The 23,873-nt window shown below is 71.2% G+C and carries 22 protein-coding genes; 15 read left to right on the top strand and 7 right to left on the bottom strand.

Annotated elements, in window-relative coordinates:
• Positions 1–97 precede the first annotated feature (97 nt).
• The 3 genes from AB0C30_RS39420 to dnaE all read left to right on the top strand — a co-directional run bounded on the left by AB0C30_RS39420 (position 98) and on the right by dnaE (position 4,780).
• Entirely contained in the window at positions 98–844 is a 747-nt protein-coding gene (locus AB0C30_RS39420; RefSeq protein WP_357953633.1) for a GntR family transcriptional regulator, read from the top strand.
• Between the two features lie 79 nt (positions 845–923).
• On the top strand, positions 924–1,190 hold the full coding sequence (locus AB0C30_RS39415) for a DUF6504 family protein (protein WP_357953631.1): 267 nt from the start codon (positions 924–926) through the stop codon (positions 1,188–1,190).
• The gene (gene dnaE / locus AB0C30_RS39410) at positions 1,190–4,780 is read left to right on the top strand and encodes a DNA polymerase III subunit alpha (RefSeq protein WP_357953942.1); all 3,591 of its coding nucleotides are present in this window, start codon (positions 1,190–1,192) and stop codon (positions 4,778–4,780) included. The genes AB0C30_RS39415 and dnaE overlap by 1 nt, the downstream gene beginning before the upstream one ends.
• Positions 4,781–5,031: 251 nt before the next feature.
• On the opposite strand, the gene AB0C30_RS39405 is transcribed toward dnaE, so the two are convergent.
• Together AB0C30_RS39405 and AB0C30_RS39400 are read right to left on the bottom strand one after the other, a co-directional pair.
• Complete coding sequence (locus tag AB0C30_RS39405) at positions 5,032–5,763, bottom strand: DUF4328 domain-containing protein (RefSeq protein WP_357953629.1); 732 nt, start codon at positions 5,761–5,763, stop codon at positions 5,032–5,034.
• A gap of 63 nt (positions 5,764–5,826) precedes the next feature.
• Positions 5,827–6,477 (bottom strand): response regulator transcription factor, encoded by a 651-nt coding sequence (locus tag AB0C30_RS39400; protein ID WP_357953627.1) that lies wholly within the window; start codon positions 6,475–6,477, stop codon positions 5,827–5,829.
• Positions 6,478–6,668: 191 nt separating this feature from the next.
• Between AB0C30_RS39400 and AB0C30_RS39395 the strand changes: the two genes are divergently transcribed.
• Together AB0C30_RS39395 and AB0C30_RS39390 are read left to right on the top strand one after the other, a co-directional pair.
• Positions 6,669–7,346: an ABC transporter ATP-binding protein gene (locus AB0C30_RS39395; protein ID WP_357953625.1), complete on the top strand. Its 678-nt coding sequence runs from the start codon at positions 6,669–6,671 to the stop codon at positions 7,344–7,346.
• A complete protein-coding gene (locus AB0C30_RS39390) occupies positions 7,343–9,295 on the top strand; it encodes an ABC transporter permease (RefSeq protein ID WP_357953623.1) in 1,953 nt (650 codons plus the stop codon). Before AB0C30_RS39395 ends, AB0C30_RS39390 begins: the two co-directional genes overlap by 4 nt.
• 148 nt (positions 9,296–9,443) lie before the next feature.
• On the opposite strand, the gene AB0C30_RS39385 is transcribed toward AB0C30_RS39390, so the two are convergent.
• The gene (locus AB0C30_RS39385; RefSeq protein ID WP_357644555.1) at positions 9,444–10,445 is read right to left on the bottom strand and encodes an LLM class F420-dependent oxidoreductase; all 1,002 of its coding nucleotides are present in this window, start codon (positions 10,443–10,445) and stop codon (positions 9,444–9,446) included.
• 198 nt (positions 10,446–10,643) lie between these two features.
• Between AB0C30_RS39385 and AB0C30_RS39380 the strand changes: the two genes are divergently transcribed.
• Positions 10,644–11,969, top strand: a complete 1,326-nt coding sequence (locus AB0C30_RS39380) for a sulfatase (protein ID WP_357953621.1) — start codon at positions 10,644–10,646, stop codon at positions 11,967–11,969.
• Here AB0C30_RS39380 and AB0C30_RS39375 read toward each other — a convergent pair.
• A complete protein-coding gene (locus tag AB0C30_RS39375) occupies positions 11,958–12,719 on the bottom strand; it encodes a helix-turn-helix domain-containing protein (RefSeq protein WP_357953618.1) in 762 nt (253 codons plus the stop codon). The genes AB0C30_RS39380 and AB0C30_RS39375 overlap by 12 nt on opposite strands.
• A gap of 52 nt (positions 12,720–12,771) precedes the next feature.
• Here AB0C30_RS39375 and AB0C30_RS39370 point away from each other — a divergent pair, with 52 nt between their 5' ends.
• Positions 12,772–13,614, top strand: coding sequence for an NAD(P)H-binding protein (locus tag AB0C30_RS39370; protein WP_357953616.1), 843 nt, complete (start codon positions 12,772–12,774; stop codon positions 13,612–13,614).
• Here AB0C30_RS39370 and AB0C30_RS39365 read toward each other — a convergent pair.
• Positions 13,607–14,299 carry a FadR/GntR family transcriptional regulator gene (locus tag AB0C30_RS39365; protein WP_357644562.1) on the bottom strand — a complete coding sequence of 231 codons (693 nt, stop codon included), beginning with the start codon at positions 14,297–14,299 and terminating at the stop codon, positions 13,607–13,609. The genes AB0C30_RS39370 and AB0C30_RS39365 overlap by 8 nt on opposite strands.
• Positions 14,300–14,368: 69 nt before the next feature.
• Here AB0C30_RS39365 and AB0C30_RS39360 point away from each other — a divergent pair, with 69 nt between their 5' ends.
• The 3 genes from AB0C30_RS39360 to AB0C30_RS39350 are packed head-to-tail and all read left to right on the top strand — an operon-like array spanning position 14,369 to position 17,065.
• Positions 14,369–15,106: a (Fe-S)-binding protein gene (locus tag AB0C30_RS39360; RefSeq protein WP_357953613.1), complete on the top strand. Its 738-nt coding sequence runs from the start codon at positions 14,369–14,371 to the stop codon at positions 15,104–15,106.
• A complete protein-coding gene (locus AB0C30_RS39355) occupies positions 15,103–16,494 on the top strand; it encodes a lactate utilization protein B (protein WP_357953611.1) in 1,392 nt (463 codons plus the stop codon). Before AB0C30_RS39360 ends, AB0C30_RS39355 begins: the two co-directional genes overlap by 4 nt.
• Positions 16,481–17,065 (top strand): lactate utilization protein C, encoded by a 585-nt coding sequence (locus tag AB0C30_RS39350; protein WP_357953610.1) that lies wholly within the window; start codon positions 16,481–16,483, stop codon positions 17,063–17,065. The genes AB0C30_RS39355 and AB0C30_RS39350 overlap by 14 nt, the downstream gene beginning before the upstream one ends.
• Here the strand turns inward: AB0C30_RS39350 and AB0C30_RS39345 are convergent.
• A complete protein-coding gene (locus AB0C30_RS39345) occupies positions 17,055–18,068 on the bottom strand; it encodes a Vms1/Ankzf1 family peptidyl-tRNA hydrolase (RefSeq protein ID WP_357953609.1) in 1,014 nt (337 codons plus the stop codon). The genes AB0C30_RS39350 and AB0C30_RS39345 overlap by 11 nt on opposite strands.
• 3 nt (positions 18,069–18,071) lie before the next feature.
• Entirely contained in the window at positions 18,072–18,341 is a 270-nt protein-coding gene (locus tag AB0C30_RS39340) for a DUF2795 domain-containing protein (RefSeq protein WP_357953607.1), read from the bottom strand.
• A 91-nt stretch (positions 18,342–18,432) separates the two neighbouring features.
• On the opposite strand from AB0C30_RS39340, the gene AB0C30_RS39335 reads away from it, so the two are divergent.
• The 5 genes from AB0C30_RS39335 (at position 18,433) to speB (ending at position 23,822) form a co-directional block, all read left to right on the top strand.
• Complete coding sequence (locus AB0C30_RS39335) at positions 18,433–19,497, top strand: GNAT family N-acetyltransferase (protein WP_357953605.1); 1,065 nt, start codon at positions 18,433–18,435, stop codon at positions 19,495–19,497.
• Positions 19,498–19,623: 126 nt separating this feature from the next.
• Positions 19,624–20,799 carry an SAM-dependent methyltransferase gene (locus AB0C30_RS39330; RefSeq protein ID WP_357953603.1) on the top strand — a complete coding sequence of 392 codons (1,176 nt, stop codon included), beginning with the start codon at positions 19,624–19,626 and terminating at the stop codon, positions 20,797–20,799.
• 65 nt (positions 20,800–20,864) lie between these two features.
• Entirely contained in the window at positions 20,865–21,707 is an 843-nt protein-coding gene (locus tag AB0C30_RS39325; protein ID WP_357953601.1) for a sirohydrochlorin chelatase, read from the top strand.
• A 20-nt stretch (positions 21,708–21,727) separates the two neighbouring features.
• Entirely contained in the window at positions 21,728–22,798 is a 1,071-nt protein-coding gene (cobT, locus tag AB0C30_RS39320) for a nicotinate-nucleotide--dimethylbenzimidazole phosphoribosyltransferase (protein WP_357953600.1), read from the top strand.
• Positions 22,799–22,808: 10 nt separating this feature from the next.
• Positions 22,809–23,822, top strand: a complete 1,014-nt coding sequence (gene speB / locus AB0C30_RS39315; RefSeq protein WP_357953598.1) for an agmatinase — start codon at positions 22,809–22,811, stop codon at positions 23,820–23,822.
• The last annotated feature ends 51 nt before the right edge of the window (positions 23,823–23,873 follow it).

Genomic DNA, 23,873 nt, shown 5'->3' with positions numbered 1-23,873 from the left:
CGGGGGGTGTGGAAAGAATTTAAGGGAACTTGTACAAACAAGCCAGCACAAGTAAGTCCCATGAAGATTGCTCTTTCATGAATGCGGAAGGTCGCGGATGGTTGCGCGTTATGAACGGATCGCCGATGAGCTGCGGGACGACATACTCACCGGCGTACATCCGATCGGCTCGCAGTTGCCCACGGAGGCGGAGCTGGCCGCGCGCTACCGCGCCGCCCGCGGCACCGTACGCCAGGCGGTCGCGGTGCTGGTCGCCGAGGGGATCGTCGGCTCCCGGCAGGGGGCCAGGCGCATCGTGCTGGGCAAGGTACGCAGCCAGAGCTTCGCCGAGCTGCACAGCTTCGCGCAGTGGGCGCGCGCCAACGGCTACCGCTACGGCGGCCAGGTGATCGCCCAGAAGCGCCGGGCGGCCGGCCCCGCCGAGGCCGCCAGGCTCGGCACCGAGGAGGTGCTCGACGTGCTCCGGCTGCGCACACTGGAGGGCGAGCCCGTCCTGGTCGAGCGGACGGTGTACGCGGGATGGGTGGCCGCCGCCGTCGAAGGGCTCGCGCCCGGCTGCGAGTCGGTCACCGAGGCGCTGTACGACTCGATCGGGCTGGTCTTCGCCTACGGCGAGCACCTCATCGACGCCGTCTCCGCGGGCGTCCAGGACGCCGGTCTGCTCGGCGTACGGCGCGGCAGCCCGCTGCTTCGCCAGCGCCGCATCACCACCACGCACGAGGGCAGGCCGGTGGAGTGGTCGGACGACCGCTACCGGGCGGGCAGCGTGGTCTTCAGCATCCGCAACTCGATCGACGCCAACCCTCTGGTGCGGCAGGCAGGCGACTTGCGTTTCGGGGCGTAAGAACATATGTTCGAGACATAAGCGCCCGCCTTCCCCCGGGTGGCTCAGCATAGGCACCAGAGCCGCGGGGAGAAGCATCTTGAGCAGACTCTATGGCGATCCGATTGAGGTGTGGACCCGGGACGGGCAGCCGACCCAGTTCGTCTGGCGCGACCGCCTCTATCTCGTCCGCCGGGTCCTCGACCAGTGGGTGGTGGCCCGCGAGTGGTGGAAGATCGACGAGAACGATCCCGGTGAGCGGCAGTTCTGGCGGGTGGAGGCCAGCCCGGGACGCGAGCTCGGGTCCTACGAGTTGCGGTTCGACACCGCCAGTGGCGGGTGGCTGCTCCTGCGGGCGTGGGACTGATGGCGCCGCCGTTCCCTCACCTGAACGTGAGCTCCGCCTACTCGATGCGCTACGGCACCGCCTTTCCGCAGGCGCTGGTACGCCGGGCGGCCGAGGACGGGATGGACATCCTTGCGCTGACCGACCGCGACGGTCTCTATGGCGCGATCAAGCACGCCCAGGCGTGCGCGGAGGCCCGGATCGCCTCGGTGTTCGGGGTCAACTTCGCGCTGGCGGGTTCCGTAGCGCGCCCAGGCGTGCACGGCGGCGCCGGGCCGGGCGGCCGGGGGCGGACCAGGACCGGGCCGGGGGCTCAGGACCGGGTCACGGTGCTGGCCAGGGCGGGCGGCTGGTCCTCGTTGGTGCGCCTGGTCACGGCCGCCCACTACGCGGGCGAGCGCGGCGCGCCCGAGGCGACGCGCGACCTGATCGCCTCCGTGGCCGGGGGCGGGCTGACGGTGCTGCTCGGGCCGCGTTCCGACGTGGGCCGCGCCGTGGCCGAGCGGCGTGACGAGCACGCCAGGGCGCTGCTCGACCTGTGGCTGGCCACCGTGCCGGGCGTGGCGATCGAGCTGGTCGACCAGTACGGCTTCCGCGACGCCACCACCGCCGTCCGGATGCTCGCCCTGGCCGAGTCCCGGGGCGTGCCGGCCGTGCTCACCAATGCCGTCAGATACCTGGACCCCGCCGACCACCAGGTGGGCGACGTGCTCGACGCGGCGCGGCAGCTCGTACCGCTGCACCCGCGCCACCTGGAGCGCACCACCTCGCACGCCTACCTCAAGGGCACCAAGGAGATGTGGCAGGTGGCGGCCAAGATCTGCGGGGCCGACCCCGACCGGATCGGCCGTCTCCTGCACGCCACCCGCACGCTGGCCGAGGCGTGCGCGATCAACCCGGTGGACCTGCTCGCGCTGAAGCACGACCCGCCGAACCTGCACCTGCCCGAGGTCGGCCGCGACCCGGTGCCGCTGCTGCGCCACCGCGTCGAGGACGGGCTGATCTCGCGCGGGCTGGATCGCTCCGCCGACGCCAGGGACCGCCTGCGGGCCGAGATGGACGTCATCGAGCGCAAACGTCTGTCCGGATATTTCATAGCCGTGGCTGGCATCACCGACATGATCCGCGGCATGGGCATCCGCTGCGCGATCCGCGGCTCGGGAGCGGGCAGCCTGGTCAACTACCTCATCGGCATCGGCGAGGTGAACCCGCTCGAACACGGCCTGCTCATGGAGCGCTTCCTGTCCGACGGCCGCATCGGGCTGCCCGACATCGACGTGGACGTGGAGTCCGCGCGCCGGCTCGACTGCTACAAGGCCATCTTCGACAGGTACGGCGAGTCGCGGGTGGCCTGCGTCTCGATGATGGAGACCTATCGGGCGCGCAGCGCGATCCGGGACGTGGCGGGGGCCATGGGGCTGCCGCCGTACGAGATCGACGCGATCGCCAAGGCGTTCCCGCACATCAGGGCCAAGCAGATCACCGCGTCGCTGAACGACCTGCCCGAGCTGCGCGACAGCCGGCTCGGCGAGGCCGGGCTGGAGCGGGTGTTCCGGCTGGCGGAGCGGCTCGACGGGCTGCCCAGGCACATCGCGCTGCACCCGTGCGGGGTGCTCATCGGCAACGCGGAGCTGCGGGACAGGACGCCGGTGGAGCGGAGCCTGCTGGAGTTCCCGATGTCGCAGTTCGACAAGGACGACGTGGAGGAGGCCGGGCTGCTCAAGCTCGACGTGCTGGGCGTACGGATGCAGTCGGCGATGGCCTACACGCTGAGCGAGATCCAGCGGGTGGACGACGTCGTGGTCGAGCTCGACACCCAGCACGGCTCGGAGCCCGGCGTCGAGTACGTGCCCCACGACGACCAGGCCACCTACGACATGATCTGCGCCAGCCGTACGCTCGGCTGCTTCCAGATCGAGTCGCCCGGCCAGCGCGAGCTGGTCGCCAAGCTGGAGCCGCGCAAGATGCACGACCTGATCGTGGACATCTCGCTGTTCCGGCCGGGACCGGTGAACTCCGACATGGTCACCCCCTACCTGGAGGCCAGACATGGGTGGCGCAAGCCGCACTATCCGCACGAGCGGCTGCGCGGCGCGCTGAAGGAGACGCACGGCGTCGTGGTCTTCCACGAGCAGGTACTCAAGATCATCGAGGTGATGACGGGCCGCGACCTGTCCTTCGCCGAGTCGCTGCGGCGCACGCTGGCCTCGCCGGAGGGGCGCGAGCGGGTGCGCAAGCACTTCGTGCCGCTGGCCAGGTCCAACGGGTTCGGCGACGCGGCCGTGGACAAGGCGTGGAAGGTGCTCGACGCGTTCGGGGCATTCGGGTTCTGCAAGGCGCACGCGGCGGCGTTCGCGCTGCCCACCTACCAGTCGGCCTGGCTCAAGCGGCACCACGCGGCCGCGTTCTTCGCCGGGGTGCTCACGCATGAGCCCGGCATGTACCCGCAACGCGTGATCATCGACGAGGCGCGGCAGTGCGGGGTGGAGATCCTGCCGCTCGATGTGAACAGGTCCGGCAAGGACTGGCGGGTGGAGCGCCTCGGCCCACGGGTGCGGCTCAGGATCGAGCCGGGCGACTTCCGGATCGGGGAGATCGGGAAGGGCTACGCGCTGCGCGTGCCGTTCTCCGCGATCAAGGGGGTGAGCGAGGCGGAGGTGGGGCGCATGGTGGCCGGCCAGCCGTACACCTCGATCGCCGACTTCTGGGACCGCGCCCGCCCGTCGCGGCCGGTCATCGAGCGGATCGTCCAGGTGGGCGGTCTCGACGACCTGCACGACCTGCATCCGGGCGGAGCGCGCTGGCGGCCGGGGCGGCTGACCCGCCGCGACCTGATCGCCCAGGTCGGCGTCCTCGAACGGGCCTCCACATCGGGCGTCAAGCCGTCCGCCGCGAAGTCCAAGCGCTACACCCCGCCCGCCGCTCGTCTTGTTCCCAGGCACGAGGAAGCGGCGGTGCAGCTCCCGCTGGGCTTCGCCGAGCACATCGCACCCGGCGAACTGCCCGAGATGACCGAGAGCGAGATGGTGGAGGCCGAGCTGGAGATCCTGGGCATCGACATCAGCCGCCACGTCATCAGCTTCCACGACGAACTGCTCGACGCGATCGGGGTGGTGCGCTCCAAGGACCTGCTGACCCTGCGCAACGGGGCCGAGGTGCTGGTCGCCGGGGTCAAGGTGGCCACCCAGACGCCCGCCGTACGCTCGGGGCAGCGCGTCATCTTCACCACGCTGGACGACTCGACGGGGCCGATCGACCTGACGTTCTTCGAGTCGGTGCAGGGGCGGTGCGCGGCGACGGTGTTCGGGTCGTGGCTGATGGTGGCGCGGGGCGTGGTCCGGCGTACGGGGACGCGGGCGATCTCGATGCGCGCGGTGGACTGCTGGAACCTGGTCGACCTCGACGCCTTGTGGCGATCGAGCGGGATCGAGGCGGTCAGGGCGCTGCTCGACCAGGCGCCCGAGGACGCGGGCGGGGTGGGCGGGCGCCGCATCGAGTACGCCAACGGCTTCCGCCTGTCCCCGTACGCGGACCTGGGGCCGGTGGTCGCGCCGCCCACCCGCCGCCTCTGGCACGCCAGCCAGGGGAGTTCAGGGCCTAGTGCGGCGTGATTCCGGCCTCAGCCAGGGAAGTTCGGGTCTTGACGCGGCGTGATTCCGGCCTGGTCAGGGGAGCTCGGGTCCTGGCGCGGCGTGATCCTTCCACCACTTTTTTCTTTACGGCACAGCCGCCCCCACCGCCACCCGCCGACCGTGGCCAGGGGCCTCCAGGAAGACGCCCGCTGACCGGCACGTGGCCGGCCGCCGTTACGGCGTCTTCTCAGCCGTCTCCGGGGCCATGGCTTGGCATGAGGCTCCGGCTCTCAACCTGTCTGTTCGAGCGGGGTGGGCTCCGTGGGTGGTGTGGGGAGTTGGGTTACCGTGCCCGCGGTGCGGAGGCGGGCCCGGCCCCGGCTGTGGGCGCGGGAATGGGAGCACTGGATGCGGGTGATGTCGCGGACCGTGGCCGCGCACAGCAGGGCGGACACCGTCGCGCAGGCCAGCTCCGGGAGGCCGATGCCCGTCAGGTCACCCGATGAGGAGCCGAGCGGGAGGCGGACGGTCACCAGGGCGAGCATGGCGAGCCAGGTCAGCCACCAGGCGGCCAGCAGGGCGAGCCAGCGGGGCCGCCGGTCGTTGGGCGGGCGGGCGCCGCGCCACACCTGGTCCAGCAGGAGCGGCGGCGCGATCAGGTTGACGCCGGGGATCAGCCAGGCGGTGGCCACCGGACCCGTGGGGGCCGAGCGGTCATTGGCCTGTCGGGCCCGGACGAGCCAGGTGACGTAGGCCGCGGCGGCGGCGATCGCCGTGCCCGCGACCAGCATCATCAGCACCGCGAACACCGTCACGGCCCCGACCACCGCCTGGGCGTCGGCGCCGTGCGGGCGGCCGCCGAACGCCGCGAGCTGGGTGGCGAGGCGACGCCCGCGGGCCTGTTCGAAGATCACGAGAGCGCCCAGGGAGAGGACCTGTGCGGCAAGGGTCACATAGACGACAGAAGCGGCCCTAGTGGGCGGTGCCTGGGCGTAGCGCACGTTGTTCTCCCCCCGGGCCATGCGCTGAGGTTCTGCTTCACTTCTATCCCGCCAAGCTCCTTGTTAATCAGCTGACGCCATTTATCATCCGACGACACCGGATTCCCACGCCCAAGCTGCGATTCCCACCCGATTACGGACACGGAGCTTCCGTTGAATACTCCCAAGATGGGTCTTAACCGTCGAAAGTGAGACAAATAGCTCGCCGGCCACTTCCTGGTTCGTCCGGCCCCGCGCCACCAGCCGTACGACGTCCAGCTCGCGGTCAGTCAGCGGGTCGGTCAGCGGGACGGGGACGCGGACCTTGGGCTGGGCCAGGTGCTGCAGCAGCCGTACCGTCACCGAGGGCGACACTAGCGAATCACCGCTCGCCGCCGCTTTGACCGCCTCGATCAGCAGGGTGGGCCCGCTGTCCTTGAGCAGGAACCCGAGGGCTCCCGCCCGCAGCGCGCCGTAGACGTACTCGTCCAGGTCGAAGGTGGTGACGATGACGACCCGCATGGGGTTCTCGACGCCGGGACCGGCCAGGGCGCGGGTCACCTCGATGCCGTCCAGCTTGGGCATCCGGATGTCGAGCAGGCAGACGTCCGGCCTGAGCCGCCGGGCCTCGGACACCGCCTCCGCGCCGTCGGCGACCGCCGCCACGACCTCCATGTCCGGTTGCGCATCCAAAATCATCTGAAATCCGGTACGTACAAGCTGTTGATCGTCGGCGATGAGCACGCGAATAGTCACGCCCACAACTCTAGGATCAGCCGGCGCCGCCGAATCTGGGATCAGCCCGCGCTCGCAACTCTGGGATCAGCTCGCGCTGCCAACCCTGGGGCCGGCCCGCGTCGGCAACTCCAGGATCAGCCGTTCGGCCGATGGGGAACCGGACGTCCGGCTGATCCGCCGGGCCCCTCCCCGGCGGGAGGCTCGACACCATGAACGACGTGCTTGTTGGACGAGCCCTGGCCAAGCGGTTCGGGCAGACGGTAGCCCTGGGCGGAGTGGACCTCGCGGTCCGCGCCGGGGAGGCCGTGGCGATCATGGGCCCGAGCGGCTCCGGCAAATCAACCCTGCTGCACTGCCTGGCCGGCATCATGAAGCCCGACTCCGGCGAGGTGCACCTGCTCGGCCAGCGCATCGACAACATGCGTGAGCGCGGCCGCAGCGCGCTGCGCCGTACCCGCTTCGGCTTCGTCTTCCAGTTCGGCCAGCTGCTGCCCGAGCTGCCCGCCGAGGAGAACGTGGCCCTGCCGCTGATGCTCGGCGACGTACCGAGGGCGCAGGCCGTACGGCAGGCCCGCGACTGGTTCGGGCCCCTCGGCCTGCACGGCATGGAGACCCGGCGGCCCGGCGAGCTGTCGGGCGGTCAGGCGCAGCGCGTCGCCATCGCCAGGGCGCTGGTCACCAAGCCCGCGGTGGTCTTCGCCGACGAGCCGACCGGCGCGCTCGACCAGACGACCGGCCAGGAGACGATGCGGCTGCTGGTCGAGGCGACCAAGCACAACGGCGCCTGCCTGATCGTGGTGACCCACGACCCCAACGTGGCCGGCTGGTGCGACCGCACGGTCGAGGTCCGCGACGGCCACCTCCTCGCGGGCGGGGTACGCGCGTGAACCTGGACCTGACCTGGCGGCTGCTCAAGGGCGGTGGGCGCAAGGGCCTGCTGGGCACCTGGCTGACCCTGGGGGCCGTGGCCGTCTCCATGGCGCTGCTGCTGTTCGCGGTGGCCGCCAACTACGCCTTCGAGGCCAGGGCCGACCGGAGCGCCTGGCGCAACCCCGTCCAGACTACGGGCGTTAAGGACAAAGGCAGGGCCGTGGCGATCGAGGCGTCCCGTCATGACTTCGTCCGCGACAAGGACATCACCGTCGTCGACCTGGCGGCGCTCGGCGCGGAGGCGCCCGCGCCGCCGCCCGGCCTGGCCCGCTTCCCCGCGCCCGGCGAGGTCTGGCTCTCCCCGGCGCTGAAAGAGCTGGCCGAGCAGTTGCCCGCCGACCAGCTCGCCGCCCGCTTCCCGGGCACCAAGGGCGTACTCGGTGAGGAGGCGCTGCTCTATCCGGGCGAGCTGGTCGCGGTCGTCGGCCACAAGCCGGACGCGCCCGAGCTGACCGCGCAGCGGAGCGACGACTGGATCATCGCCAAACCCCCGGTGAAGGTGGCGAGCCTGGTGGGGGAGCCGACGGAGGACGCCGAGGCCTACCAGGTGCTGGCGCTGATCGCCGGGGTGCTCATGGTCGTGCCGCTGCTGGTGTTCGGGGGCGCGGCGGCCCGGCTCACCGTGGCCAGGAGGGACCAGCGCCTGGCCACGCTCAGGCTGGTCGGCGCCACGCCCGGCCAGGTGGTCGGGATGACCGTGGCCGAGGCGATGATCGTGGCCTTCGCGGGGGCGGTCACGGGCACGCTCGCCTACGCCCTGGCGGCGCCGCTGCTGGCCGGGATCCAGATCGGTGGCGGGCCGTGGTTCGTCTCCGACCTGTGGCCGAGCCCGCTGGTCCTGGGCGGGCTGCTGATCGCGGTCCCGCTGCTGGTGGGGCTCTCGGCCGTGGTGGGGCTGCGGCGGGTCGTGGTCAGCCCGCTCGGGGTGGCCAAGCGGGAGACGCCTCCCGCCATGCGCTTCGTCAGGGTCGTCGCCCTGCTCGCGGTGCTCGCCGCCGTTCCGCTGCTGAGCCGGGGCAACGCCGTGGGTCCCATCGCGGTGGTGATCGGCCTGGCCTTCCTCTGTGTCAACCTGGTCGGCCCGTGGGTGGTCGGGATCATCGGACGCGTCACGGCCAGGCGGGCGAACCGGTCCGCCCGGCTGCTGGCGGGCCGGCGGCTGGTGGACGATCCGCGCTCCGCGTGGCGCACGGTGAGCGGGGTGGCCATGACCGGCTTCGTCGCCGGGTTCCTCTGCCTGCTCAGTCCGGGCGCCTTCAACAGCACCGGCGTTACGGGGCAGCTCCAGGTAGCCGTCCCGGCGGATCAGGCGGCCGCCGTGGCCGAGCAGGCGCGTACCCGGCTGAAGGAGGCGGGGATCACGGCCACGGTGAAGCCGGTGAAGAAGGTCGTCGCCGTCGCTCTCGGCACCTCGGCCGATGCCGCGACCATCGACCGGGCCCGTACGGCGCTGGCCGGGCTGGTTCCCGGGCACACGCCCACCACGGACGCCGACGACGGGCACTTCGGCGTCCAGATCCTGGCCGACATCCGCGCGGGCACGGTGGTCGTCCTGTCGGTGTCGTTCCTGGTCGCCATCGCCAGCGCCGGGATCACGGCCGCGTCGTCGATCCTGGACCGCCGCCAGACGTACGGGCTGCTGCGCCTGGCGGGCACGCCGCTGGAGGTGCTCGACAAGGCACGCAGGGCCGAGACGCTCATCCCGCTCACGGTGATGGGCGGCGGCGCGATCCTGGTCGGGGCGTTCTGCGCGACACCCTTCATGATCGGCGCGGTGAACTCGACCGGGGTGATCACACTGCTGATCTGCGTCGGACTCGGCTTCGCCGGCGTGATCGGAGCAGGGGCCCTGAGCAGACCCCTGCTCAACTCGGTCACCACCGACCCAGCTCCCCGCCCCGACTAGCGCGACATTCGCCGTCCTTCGCTCCCCGGAGGGGGCTTCCAGCCACGACGGACCGTCTTCTCCCACTCCCCGGAGGGGGTATCCCTCCAAAGGGCCCCAGCCACCACGGACCGTCACAGGACTCCAGGCGGTCGATGGTCGCCAGCCGTCAGTTCAGAACGAGGTCGCGGATGATCGTCAGTGACCGCTCGTCCCTCGGCCCCATCACCAGCAGGCTGGTGACCGGGCTCTGGCGCCAGAGTTCGAGGCGTTCCTTGATCCGCCCAGGCGGCCCGACAAGCGAGATGCCGTCGGCCAGCTCGTCCGGGATCGCCTGGAACGCCTCATCCTTCTTCCCGGCCAGGTACAGCGCCTGGATGCGCTCGGCGGCCTCGGCGAACCCCATCCGGCCGATGATGTCGGCGTGGAAGTTGCGGTGCTTGGCGCCCATGCCGCCGATGTACAGCGTGAGCATCATCTTCACGCCGTCCAGCGCGGCCCGTACGTCGTCGGAGATCACCACCATGACCATGGCCGCGACGTCGAAGCCCGGCGCGGCGCCCGACAGCGCCTCGCCGTACATCTCCTCGATCTTGGACGGGAAGGCGAACAGCGGGAGCCAGCCCTGGCCGAGCTCGGCGGCCAGGGCCACGTTCTTGGGTCCTTCCGCCCCGAGATAGAGGGGGATGTCGGGCCGCAGCGGGTGGGTGATGAGCTTGAGCGGTTTGCCCAGCCCGTCCGCCAGGGGGAGCGGGTAGTGCGGTCCGTCGCTGGTCACCGGCTCTTCGCGGCGCCAGACCTGGCGCATGATGTCCACGTACTCGCGGGTCCTGGTCAGCGGCTTGGCGAACGGCTGGCCGTACCAGCCCTCGACCACCTGGGGGCCCGAGGCGCCGATGCCGAGCAGTAACCGCCCGCCCGTGAGATGGTCGAGCGTCATCGCGGTCATCGCCGTGGTGACGGGCGGTCTGGCCGACATCTGGGCGATCGACGTGCCGAGCTTGATGCGCGAGGTCCGCGCGCCGTACCAGGCCAGCGGGGTGAAGACGTCGCTGCCGTACGCCTCGGCGGTCCATATCGAGTCATAGCCGAGCCGCTCGGCCGTCAGGACGGTTTCGGTCGCGTCGTCCGCGTTTCGCTGCCAGTAGCCAAGCTGCAAGCCGAGCTTCATGTGACACCTCCGGAATTTAGTTCTATTACGGCCGCGGCAGAGCCGGGTGTCAATGCATGATCTTCCGGGGAAATCCTCCTCGTGGTTAACGTTCTGTGTCGACTCGCTTGCGCAGTGCTGATTCTTTCGGCAGGCGCACTGCCGGTGATTCGTCCGGCGGTGGCCTCCGGGGCGAGCCGGCCGAACATCGTCATGGTGATGGCGGACGATCTGGAGAACGGGCCGCTCTCCTACTTTCCCGCGATAGACCAGCAGCTGGTGCAGCAAGGCGCCTCGTTCGAGCGGTTCTTCGTGTCCAACTCATGGTGCTGCCCGTCGCGCACGACGATCCTGCGCTCCCAGTACGTCCACAGTCACGGCGTGCTGACCAACACCGCGCCGGAAGGCGGCTTCGACCGCTTCCACACCCTGGGTCTGGAACAGTCCACGATCGGCACCTGGATGCAGCAGGTCGGCTACCGCACGGCGCTGATGGGCAAGTTCCTCAACCACTATCCGGGCGGCACCGCCACGCAGACGTACGTGCCGCCCGGCTGGCACGAGTGGGACGTGCCCGTGCGCAACCTCTATCAGGAGTACGGCTACCGCCTCAACGAGAACGGCAACCTGGTCGACTACGGCTGGGGCGAGCAGGACTACCTGTCCGACGTGCTGGCGGCCAAGGCCAGAGACTTCATCACCGCCGGCTCGGAGCCGTTCTTCCTCTATCTCGCCCCCATCGCGCCGCACAACCCGGCCAATCCCGCCGTCCGCAACATGGACGCGTTCCCCTGGTCGCAGGCGCCGCGCACGCCGTCGTTCAACCAGGCGGACGTGTCGGAGGAGCCGGAGTGGCTGCGATCGAGGCCGCTGATCTCGCCGGAGGGCATCGACGAGGTCGACGAGCGCTACCGCAGGAGGCTGCGGGCCATGCTCGGTGTCGACGACCTCGTCAACTCGGTGATCACCACCCTCCGCGACTCCGGCAAGCTCGACAACACCTACATCTTCTTCACCTCCGACAACGGCTTCCACCTGGGGACGCATCGCCTCCCACAGGGCAAGACCACCCCGTTCGAGGAGGCCATCCATGTCCCGCTGGTGGTGCGCGGGCCGGGCATCGAGCCGGGCTCGAAGATCAACGAGATGACGGCGACGGTGGATCTGGCGCCCACGTTCGCCGCGCTCGGCGGGGCGGCGGTGCCGCCGTTCGCCGAGGGACGGTCGCTGGTGCCACTGTTGGAGGGGAAGCACCCGTCGCCGTGGCGGCGGAACGTCCTGGTCGAGTTCAGCCGACCGGCCAACCGGTCGTCGGCCGCGCAGACGCCGGTGCCGGCCTATGAGGCATTGCGTACGGAGACGCATACCTATGTGAGATACGTCACCGGCGAGATACAGCTGTACGACCTCACCCGAGATCCCTACGAGCTGCACAACCTTGCCCGGTTCGCGGACCCGGGACTGGTGCTGCAGCTCCAGGAACGGCTGTCGAGGATGCACTCCTGCTCGGGCGCCGAATGCCTGGAAGCCGACTCAGCCGGCTGAGCAGGCGGCGGGGACCGGCAGGCGGCCCGCCCGGTAGGCGCTCGGGGGCACGCCCATCACCGCACGGAACTCCGCCGTCATGTGCGACTGGTCGTAGTAGCCCGCCTCGGCGGCCAGCGAAGCGCCCTCTTCGCGACACACCCTGGCCAGCACACCACGGACCCGGCTGATCCGGGCGAACCGCTTGGGCGGGACACCGACGCCGCCCGTGAACAGGTTGCGCAGGTGCCGCTCACTCACCCCCAACTCCCTGGCCACCGCGACCACCGGAGGCGCCGCCGCGACACCCACCAGGTCGCCACGGTCGAGCGCCGCCCCGGCCGAGAGCAGCGCCGCCGCCGCGCCCACCAGGCCGGCGCGGTCCAGGTCGGCGGGCGACTGCGCGGCCAGCCGGTCAAGGAAGGCCGCCTCCAGGCGCGCCATCACCCGCTCCGCCCAGTCACTTTCCGTCACCATGCCCGTCAGCTCTTCGGCCAGCCGGTCCGCCCGTACCCCCCAAAGGTCCCGGAGCGGGACGACCTGGTCCACGAGCTCGCTCAGCGGCACCCCGAGCAGCGGCCGGGCGGTCCCCGGGCGCAGCCGCACCGTGACGCAGTGCGGCACGTCCTTGGGGACCAGGTACGACGCCCGCGTACGCGGCCCCAGAACATACAGCCGCCCAGCCCCGTCCACCGTGCGGAAGGCCACCGTCGGCGTGGTGTCGGGCTCCCGTACGTGAATCCGCCGGGTTCCCAGGAGTGCTCCATCCATAGTGCCGATTCTTCCTATAAGCGGCGCCAGGTGCGCTGTCAGCCTGGCTGACATGATTCTGATCACCGGTGCCACGGGCACCATAGGCAGTCAGACCGCCCGCCTGCTCATCGAGCGCGGCGAGGCCGTACGGTCGATGACCCGGGACCTGTCCCGCGCGCCCGGCGGCGAAGCCGTCCAGGCCGACTTCGAAGACCCGCGATCGCTGCGGCGGGCGTTCGAGGGCGTGTCGGCCGCCCTCCTGCTGACCGGATTCGGCGGGCGGCTGAAGGAGCACGACCAGGCCATGATCGAGGCGGCCGTGGCGGCGGGCGTCAAGAAGGTGGTGAAGCTCTCGGCCATCGGCACGGGCGACTCCGACGATCCCGGCGATGTCAGGTCGTGGCACGTGCCGGGCGAGGAGGCCATCAAGGCGAGCGGCATGTCGTGGACCATGCTGCGCCCGGCCGGCTTCGCCTCCAACTCGCTGGGCTGGGCGGAAGCCGTCAGGTCGGGCGGCCCGATCCCCAACTTCACCGGCGACGGCACGCAGCCCATCATCGACCCGCGCGACGTCGCGGCCGTGGCGGTGGCCGCTCTCACGACGAGCGCGCACGACTCGCGCACCTACGACCTCACGGGCCCGGAACTGCTCAGCGTCCCCGACCAGGTGGCGATCCTGGCCAAGGTGCTCGGCCGCCCCCTGGAGACCGCCGAGATCCCCATCGAGGCGGCCAAGGAGCAGATGCTCGCCTCGGGCGCCGATCCGAGCCTGGTCGCGGTCGCGGCGACGGGCTGGACCATGCTCAAGGAGGTGGGCTGGCCGCATCTCTCGGACGACGTCCAGTCGGTGCTGGGCCGCCCGGCCACCTCCTACGAGTCCTGGGTCCAGGACCACCGGGCCGCTTTCAGCTAAGGGAGGGGTAGGCGTGGGCGAGGTGCTCGGCGACCGCGTTCGCGGCCTCGTCGGGATCGCCCGCCCGTACGGCCGCGAGGATGCGTTCGTGGTCGGCGCGCAGCACGGACGTGTCGCCGAGCCGCGTCACCGCCTCCACCGCGTAGCGTCTCATCGAGTCGCGCAGCGACCGCATGATGGCCGCGATCAGCCGGTTCCCCGACGCGTCGGCCAGCGCGCAGTGGAAGGCGGTGTCGTGCTCGACGAACTCCTCGGCCGACGTCGCCGCGTCCATGCCCGCCAGGGCCGTGGCGAGGCCGGAGGTGTCGGATCCGGCCGAGGCGGCGCGGGCCGCCGCCCAGCGTTCGATCATCAGCCGGGTGTCGATCACCTCGCGCAGCTCCAGGCTGGCCAGTCCCAGATGCAGCCGGAGCAGATCGGTGAGCGCCGTGTCGGGGCGGGAGGTCAGCACCGCCCCGGCATCCGGACCCCGCCCCACCTGCGATGACACCACGCCGAGCGTCTCCAGCACGCGCATGGCCTCCCGTACCGACGAGCGGCTGACCCCCAGCTGCTCGGCGAGGCTGCGCTCGGCGGGCAGCCGGTCGCCCGCCTTGAGACCGTCCTCGGCGATGCGCCGTTCGATCTGTGCGATGACGTCCTCGAACGTACGGGTCCGCCGGACGGGCTGCCAGTCGGCCACCATTGTCCCCCTCGTGCGGCTTCGATATGGTCAGACCATACTGTGGTCAGACCATACATCGGAAGGAGAGCCGTGCGAGTCGCCCTGTTCATCACGTGCGTGAACGACACGCTCTTCCCCGGCACCGGCAAGGCCGTCGTGTCGCTCCTGCGCAGGCTCGGCTGCGAGGTGGACTTTCCCACCGCCCAGACGTGCTGCGGCCAGATGCACGTCAACACGGGCTACCGCGACGAGGGAGTACGGCTGGCGCGCCGCTTCACCGAGGTGTTCGCCGGGTACGACGCGGTCGTCGCGCCGTCCGGATCGTGCGCCGCCATGGTGCGCGAGCAGTATCCCAAGCTGGTCCGGCAGGGGAGCAGGGGAGCGGCGGCGATCGCCGAGGTCGCGCCCAAGGTCTACGAGCTGTCCGAGTTCCTGCTCGACGTCCTCAAAGTCGACGACGTAGGCGCATATTTCCCACATCGAGTGACATATCACCCGACGTGTCACTCGCTGCGCGGGCTCCACCTCGGCGACCGTCCGACCAGGCTCCTCCAGAACGTCCGGGGTCTGGAGCTGGTCCCGCTCCCGGCGGCCGAGGAGTGCTGCGGCTTCGGCGGCACCTTCTCGGTCAAGAACCCGGCCGTCTCCGCCGCCATGGGCGCCGACAAGGCGCGCAGCGTGCTCGACACGGGCGCGGAGGTGCTGTGCGCGGCCGACAACTCGTGCCTGATGCACATCGGCGGCACGCTCGGCCGTCAGCGGACCGGTGTCCGGGTCATGCATCTCGCCGAGATCCTCGCCTCCACGGAAGAGGGCGGTGCCCAATGAGCGCGACATTCCTCGGCATGCCAGGAAATTTCCCGAAAAATGCGGCGGAGGCCGTACAGAACTCTCAGCTCCGCTACAACCTCCGCAAGGCCACGCACACCATCCGCGGCAAGCGCGCGAACGTCGTCGGCGAGCTCCCCGACTGGCAGGAGCTCCGCGCGGCCGGCAAGGCGATCAAGGACGACACCCTACGCCACCTCGACCGCTACCTCCTCCAGCTGGAGGAGGCCGTGACCAGGGCGGGCGGCCACGTCCACTGGGCCCGCGACGCCGACGAGGCCAACCGCATCGTCACCCGGCTGATCCAGGCCACGGGCGAGAGCGAGGTGGTCAAGGTCAAGTCGATGGCCACCCAGGAGATCGGGCTCAACGACGCGCTGGCCGCCCAGGGCATCACCGCCTACGAGACCGACCTGGCCGAGCTGATCGTGCAGCTCGGCGACGACTTCCCGAGCCACATCCTGGTGCCCGCGATCCACCGCAACCGGGCCGAGATCCGCGAGATCTTCCTCGACAAGATGCGCCCGGTCCCGGCGGACCTCACCGACGAGCCGCGCGCGCTGGCCGAGGCCGCCCGGCTGCACCTGCGCGAACGCTTCCTCAAGAGCAAGGTCGCCGTCTCGGGCGCCAACTTCATGATCGCCGAGACCGGCACGCTGGTGGTGCTGGAGTCCGAGGGCAACGGCCGGATGTGCCTTACGCTGCCGGAGACCCTGATCAGCGTGGTCGGCATCGAGAAGCTGCTGCCCTCCTGGCGCGACCTCGAGGTCTTCCTGCAGCTGCTGCCGCGCAGCTCCACCGGCGAGCGCATGAACCCCTACACCAGCATGTGGACCGGCTCGGCCGAGGGCCAGGACTTCCATCTGGTGCTCCTCGACAACGGCCGCACGAACGTGCTCGCCGACGAGGTGGGCCGCCAGGCGCTGCGCTGCATCCGCTGCTCGGCCTGCCTGAACGTCTGCCCGGTCTACGAGCGCGCGGGCGGCCACGCCTACGGCTCGGTCTACCCGGGCCCGATCGGCGCGATCCTCACCCCGCAGCTCAGGGGCATGTCGTCGGAGCTGGACGCCTCGCTGCCGTACGCCTCCAGCCTCTGCGGCGCCTGCTACGAGGTGTGCCCGGTCGCGATCGACATCCCCGAGGTGCTCGTGGACCTGCGCGCCAAGGTCCACCACGCGCCGGCCGAGCGGGCGGGCATGCGCGTCGCGGGCTGGATACTCAACGACGAGGTACGGCTGGCGAAGGCGCAACGCCTGGCCACCCGCTTCCGCAAGGTGGTGCCGAAACGCCTGCCGGGCCCCCTGTCGGCCTGGACCGACACCCGGGACCTGCCGGAGATCCCGGAAGAATCATTCAGAGACTGGTGGGAGCGGAATGAGCGCGCGTGACGAGATCCTGGCCAGGGTCCGCCGAGCCGTGGCAGGCGCCCCCGAGGTGACGATCCCGCGCGGCTACCGTACGGCCACGCAGGTAGAAGACCTCGTGGGGCTGTTCGCCGAGCGGGTGGACGACTACCGCGCCGTCGTGCACGTGCTGCCCGCGGCCGAGGTGCCCGGCAAGGTGGCCGAGCTGGTGGCCGGCCGCCGGATGGTCGTGCCCGACGGGCTGCCGCCGGAGTGGCAGGTGCCCGGCGCCGTCGCGGGCGGCTCCGTGGCCGAGCTGGACGCCGCCGACGGGGTGATCACCGGCTGCGCGGTGGCCGTCGCCGAGACCGGCACGATCGTCCTCGACTCCGGCCCCGGCCAGGGCCGCCGGGCGCAGACGCTGGTGCCCGACTACCACCTGTGCGTGGTCCGCGCGGACCAGATCGTGGCCGGCGTCCCCGAGGCGGTCGCCCGGCTCGACCCGGTCCGCCCGCTGACCTGGATCAGCGGCCCGTCGGCCACCAGCGACATCGAGCTCAACCGGGTCGAGGGCGTACACGGGCCGCGGACGCTGGAAGTGATCATCAGTACCTGATGACCGCCGCCGCGTCCGAGATCTCCGGGCTGAACCACAGCTCGGCGTCCGTCATGGTCGCGGCTCTGGTCAGCGCGGAGTCCGCGCGCTCCGGCACCGGATCCTCCACCCCCCAGCCGCGTAGCTCTTCGGGGGCGGTGGCCAGCTGCGTGCCGCCTCCGCCGCCGATCCACATGGGCTTGGTCACCTTGCCCGGCATCAGCACCGCGTGCACCCTGCCCTCCCGCAGGGCGTGCGCGACCTCGGCCAGCCCGGTGGGCCCGCCGGTCTCCCGGTAGCGGTCGAGCAGCTCCGCCCGCCGGCGGTCGAGGTAGGAGTCGAGCGCGGTCTCGACGTCTCGTGCGAACTGCTCGTGGTCGGCGCGGCTGCCGTGTTCGACCATCATCACGCGGTCCACGGACTTCGTACCGAGATGATCGCAGACCAGCGAACGCGACTTCGGATCGCCGGCCACCACGACGAGTTCGAGGCCGAGCCGCCGGACCTGCTCGTCGATCTCGTGCGCGACGGCCTTCGCGCTCTCCTCCCACGTCTCCTCCATGTCGCGCTCGAACCGTTTCCGCGACCAGCCACCCCAGCTGGTCCTGTGCAGCGGCCACGGGGTGGGTGCCACGGTGGCCCGCCGGGGGGAGCCGCTGCCGAAGACGGTCAGCTCGGTGCCCGAATGGTCCACGATGGCCCGCAGGTGCGGCAGGTTCTCCCCGCGCAGCATCAGCATGGGCGTGACCAGGGGCAGCGGACTGTACGCGGCCAGCTCCGGCGCCTCGGCGAGCGTCTCAGCCAGCACCACGTCGCCATGGGTGGCGAACATCACCCGCGCGGCCACCGAGCCCGCCGCCTCCGCTTCCAGAGCGTCGAGCGTGTCCGGGTCCACCTCGCCGCGGAGCTGGGCGCGCAGGTCGTGCCAGTGCTTCTCGCGGTCGCGCCCGGCGAGGGTGCTCAGATAGACCGAGGCGTACGGCCCGCGGCGTTCATAGAGCGGCCGGATGAAGTCGAGCCGCACCACTCACCACCTCCGCTTCTCCATGCTGAGCCCAAGCGCCTCCGTGGCCTGCCCAATGGTGTGGTACTGCCGCTCCGGGAGCGAGTGCAGCAGCTCCAGCACCTCGTCGGGCGCGTGCCGGTGCTCGGCGTGCCGCAGCAGGTCCTCCCTGGATGAGGGGAAAGAGGTGTCATTGACCCATTCGAAGAGCTCGGCGCCCTCGGCGTGCGTGGGGCCGCCGCCCCTCTCGCGCTCGCGCTTCTCGTCAAGGTGTTCGGCGCTGCCACATTCCATGGTGGTCTCACTCCTCTCTAGGGCGACCTACCCCCGCTTTCATGGGCAAACATCGCGGCTGTGTACCCTGCCGAGGGTGTTCGATCCCGGTGTGAGAATCACCACCGCGCGGCTCGTGCTCCGGCCTTTCGGCGTCTCGGACGCCGACCGGATCCGCTCGATCGTGCAGTCCGGTGCCCAGTTCCTGCCGCCCGGCACCCCCGCCAAGGTGTCGGGCATCGCGCAGTGGCTCAAGACCGGCGTGCACGAGCTGCGCCGCTCCGGGCAGGGCGTGCACCTGGCGATGGCCGACGCCGACGACCGCGTCGTGGGCGCCATCAGCCTGTTCAAGACCGCGTGGGGCGCGGGAACGACCGAGGTCGGGTACGGCGTGCACCCCCTCTACCGGGGCCGCGGGTTCGCGCCCGAAGCCGTACGCGGGCTGGTCGAGTGGGTGTTCGCCACCACGGAGCTGCGCAGGATCGACCTGACGGCCAACCTCGACAACCTGGCCTCGCTGCGCGTCGCACAGAAAGCGGGCTTCACCTGGGAAGGCGTGCTCCGGGACGCCGCGATGGAGGACGACGGGCCGCACGATCTGGTGATGTTCGGCCTGCTGCGCGGCGACAGCCGCGTCCCGTGCGACACGCTGCCCCGCACCGAGCTGCGTACCCGGCGGCTGCTGCTCAGACAGCCGGCCGAGGCCGACGTGGCGGACCTGGCGGCCACGGGCGCCGACCCGCTCACCCAGGCCGAGACCGGGCTGCCGCGCGGCTACACGGTGGCGGACGCCCGCGCGTTCATCGGCGCCGCCGAGCGGATCCGGATCAGGGGACAGGGGATCGCCTACGCCGTGGAGGAGCTGGCCGGCGGCCGTTTCGTGGCGAACGTGGACCTCAGGGACGCCGACTGGGTCAACAGATCGGCGGAGGTCGGCTACATGACCGCGCCCTGGGCCCGCGGCCAGGGGTACGCGGGGGAGGCCGTGCTGGCGATCGCCCGCTGGCTGTTCGTCACGCAGGGCTTCGGACGGCTGCAACTGCGGGCGGCGGTCACCAACGTGGCCTCGCAGCGGGTGGCGGAGAAAGCGGGCTTCGTCCGCGAGGGCGTGGCACGCAACGCGCTCCAGGGGCGTGACCTGGTCGTCTACAGCCTCACACCGGCCGATCTGGCGTGACGGATCTCACCGGTCCGGCCGGACAGGACGGGGTGGTTCGTGCGGACAGGCACACCGGACAGGCGTTCGTACCCTTTGTGAAACACCGCGGCACCCGTCACCCTTAGTGGTGAGGCGGTGGTGCGCATGATCACAGTGGTCGGGTGGGACGGATCGGAGCTGTCGGCCAGGGCGGTCGAGCGGCTGCGCGGGGCGACGCTCGTGGTGGGGCCGGACGCCATCATCGGGCAGCTCAGGCTGACCGCTTCGGTCGTGGCCGACGGGTCGCTCCTCCAGACCCTCGACAGCCACTTCGAACAGGGCCAGGGCGCCGCCGTGGTCGTCGCCGAGGGTGATCCCGGCTTCTTCGGCGTGGTACGCAGGCTGCGCGCCCACGGGCTCAAGCCCGACGTACTCCCCGCCACCTCGCTCGTCACCCGCGCCTTCGCCTGCGCCGGGCTCAACTGGGAGGACGCGCTCGTCGTCGCCCCGGCCGGCCCGCACCAGCTCAACCGGGTCGTCAACGCCTGCAGGGCGCACCCCAAGGTGGCCCTGCTGGTCGCGCCCGGCGTCGGGCCCGGCGACATCGCCCGCGAGCTGGCTCCGACGACCCCGCGCGAGCTGATCGTCTGCGAGGACATCGGCGGACCCGACGAGCGGGTCACCCACAGCCGCATGGGCGAGGCCACCACCCGGCCGTGGAAGGACCCCGACGTGGTGCTCGTCATCGACCCCCTCCACCAGGCCAGGGAGCCCGGCTGGGTGGCGGGCGCGCAGCCGGGGCCGGCCGAATGGGCGCTGCCGTTCGAGAGCTCGATACCGGCCGAGGTCAGGGCGTACATCCTGGCCAAGCTCGGCCCCCGGCTCGGCGACCTGGTCTGGGACGTGGGCGCCGGCTCCGGCGAGATCGCCGTCGAGTGCGCCCGGCTCGGCGCCGCCGTCGTGGCCGTCGAGCGGGACGAGGCGGCCTGCGCCCGGCTGCGCGCCACCGTGCTCGAACACGGCGTCAAAGTGGCCCTGGCCAGGGGACAGGCGCCACCCGCGCTCGAACCGCTGCCCGACCCCGACGCCGTCTTCGTCGGCGGGGGCGGGGCCGACGTCATCGTGGCCTGCGCCGCCCGCCGGCCGCGCACGCTGGTCTGCGCGCTGAAGACGGTCGAACGGGTCTCCGCGGTGCTCGACCGGCTCCGCGAGCACGGCTATCGTGCCGAGGGCACGCAGATAATCGCCTCAAAGCTCACCATTCAGCCGGACGGATCGCATAGCCTGGCCGCGGCCGACCCTGTCTTCGTCGTACACGCGACCCCCTCGCGTGTGGCGTGACCTGTTTCAACCGGCACGCATCGGTTATCCTCGCGTGTCTTGCCTACGCACCGGAGATTCCCTCAATGAAGCCCCCGCTCCTGCTCATCGGGCAGGGCTCGAACGATGACGCCGACTCCGCCGAGTTCGGCAGGTTCGTCCACAGGCTCCGTTGCCGCCTGGACCAGCGGGCCGCCGACGTCTCCGGAGGCTATCTGGAGCGCGCCACGCCACGGGTCAGCGAGTCCGTCGCCTCCCTGGTCGCTCGCGGACACCACCGGCTGGTGGCGCTGCCGCTGAGCCTCAGCCGGGTGGGCGCGGAGTTCCCCGCCGCCATGGCCAGGGTGCAGGAACGCCACCCGACCCTCATGTGCGACTACGGCCGCCCGCTGGGGCCCGACCCCCGCGTGCTCGCGCTGCTGGCCGAGCGCCTCAACGACGCCGCCACCGAGATGCCCAAGCTGCGCCCGCTGGAGCTGGTCGGCGGCCGGCCGCGGCTGCGCGCCGTCGACTCGGCGGCCATCGAGCTGCCCCTCCACGTCGAGCCGGGAGAGACCGCGGTCGTCCTGGTCGGCGAGGGCTCCACCGACCCGGCGGCCAACGCCGAGATCCACCGCGTCTCGCGGCTGTTCTGGGAGACGCACGCCTACGACTTCATGACGGTCGAGACCGCCTTCGTCTCGGTCACACCGCCCGGGGTGCCCGGCGGGCTCGAGCGCTGCCGCCGGCTGGGCGCCAAGCGGGTGATCGTCGTCCCGTACCTGCTGTTCGCGGGCGGGATGCTGGAGCGCGTGTGGGCGCAGGCGCTGGCCTACGGCGCCGGCCACCCCGATCTCGACATCCGTTGCGCCGAGGTGATCGGCGACTGCGAGACCCTGGCCGATGTCGTCATCGACCGTTACGAGGAAGCGCTCCAACTGGTCCCCTGACCCCTACTCGGAGGTAAGCCGTGCTCGCTGAGACGCTCGCCGCGATTCACCCCGCCGACCCGCGCGCCATCGCCGACGCTCGGGCCTACCAGGACCGTCTCACCAAGCCGCGCGGCTCGCTCGGCGCGCTGGAAGAGGTCGCGGTACGTCTGGCGGGCGCCGCGGGCACCACCCCGCCGCCCATGCCGACCCCGGCGGCCCTGGCCATCTTCGCGGCCGACCACGGCGTCCACGCCCGGAACGTCACCCCGTGGCCGCAGGAGGTCACGATCCAGATGGTGGCCAATTTCCTGTCGGGCGGCGCGGTGGCCAACGCCTTCGCCAAGCAGGTCGGCGCGACGGTGACCGTGGTCGACGTGGGCGTCGCGGCGGACCTGCCCGACGCGCCGGGCCTGGTGAAGCGGAAGATCGGCTACGGTACGGCCGACCTGGCGGCGGGGCCGGCCATGACGGTGGATCAGGCCGTACAAGCTCTGGAAGCCGGCATCTCGGTGGCCCGCGAGCTGGTGGCGGGCGGCGCCCGCTGCCTGATCACCGGCGACATGGGCATCGCCAACACCACCGCCTCCGCCGCGCTGATCTCCGCCTTCACCGGCCGGGACCCGGCCGACGTGACGGGCAGGGGGACCGGGATCGACGACGAGACGCACGCCCGCAAGGTGAGCGTGATCCGTGAGGCGCTCCGGGTGAACGGCGTCAACTCCGTCATGTCCCTGCCCAACGACGCCCTGCGGGCCCTGGCCGCCGTGGGCGGGTTCGAGCACGCGGCGCTGGTGGGCTTCATCCTCGGCGGCGCCGCGGCCCGCGTGCCGCTGATCCTCGACGGAGTCATCGCCGGGGCGGCCGCCCTCGTGGCCGCGGCGCTCGACCCCGCCGCGCTGGACCACTGCGTCGCCGGGCACCGCTCGGCCGAGGTGGGCCACACCGCCGCCCTCGGACACCTCGGCCTGCGCCCCATGGTGGACCTGGAGCTGCGGCTGGGGGAGGGCACCGGCGGGCTGCTCGCCTACCCGCTCGTCTGCGCCGCCGTACGCGTCATGCACGAGGTCGCCACCTTCGACTCTGCGGGAGTGACCGAAAAACACGTGTGATGATGGGGCCATGTCGAGATACGGCCCCATGTACGGCCCCGATATCACCTTCCTCGGCGTCGAGCGGTGCGATGTCGGCGACCCCGCGACGTACGCGGGTGCCGACGTCGTGATCATCGGGGCTCCGTTCGACGGTGGCACCTCCAACCGTCCCGGGGCCAGGTTCGGCCCGATGGCCCTGCGCCAGGCCTGCTACCTGCCGCACGACGGCTCCAGGCCCAGTCTGGCCCTGCGCGTCGACGCGCTGCGGGACCTGCGCGTGCTCGACGCGGGCGACGTCGAGTGCTACTCCGGCGACGTCGAGTCCTCACTGGCCGCCATCGAGGACGCGGTCCACCGCGTCGCCGCCTCCGGGGCCGTGCCGCTCGTCCTGGGCGGCGACCACACGGTCGCGCTGCCCGACGCCAGGGGCACCTCCAGGGCGTACGAGCCGGGCCGGACGTCGATGATCCACTTCGACGCGCACGCCGACACGGGCAACATCGCCTTCGGCCACCTGTACGGCCACGGCCAGCCCATGCGCCGCCTCATCGAGTCCGGCGCCATCCGCGGCGACCGGTTCCTGCAGATCGGGCTGCGCGGCTACTGGCCGGGTCCCGAGACGCTCGGCTGGATGGCCGAGCAGAACATGCGCTCGTACGAGATGACCGAGATCGTCACCCGAGGGCTCGAAGAGTGCCTGACGGAGGCGTTCGGCATCGCGCTCGACGAGTGCGACCAGATCTTCCTGTCCGTCGACATCGACGTCTGCGACCCCGGTCACGCCCCCGGCACCGGCACCCCCGAGCCGGGCGGGCTGTCGGCCAGGCAGCTCCTCGACTCGGTCCGGCGGATCTGCTACGAACTGCCGGTGGCCGGTATGGAGGTGGTCGAGGTGGCTCCGCCGTACGATCACGCGGACATCACCGCGTTCCTCGGGAACCGGGTTATCCTTGAGGCGCTGTCAGCGATGGCCAGACGCCGGAAGGACGATAATGGCGGGCCCCGCTGGGATCCTCACCAGCCGCTTCTTGACGGCCGATAAATCTCTCGGTAAGACCCGGTAGGTTTACCTCTTAACACACCAAGCTTCGCG

Source organism: Nonomuraea sp. NPDC048901, from assembly GCF_040649695.1.
Lineage (GTDB): Bacteria > Actinomycetota > Actinomycetes > Streptosporangiales > Streptosporangiaceae > Nonomuraea.
This window is presented reverse-complemented; position numbering and strand designations above follow the sequence as displayed.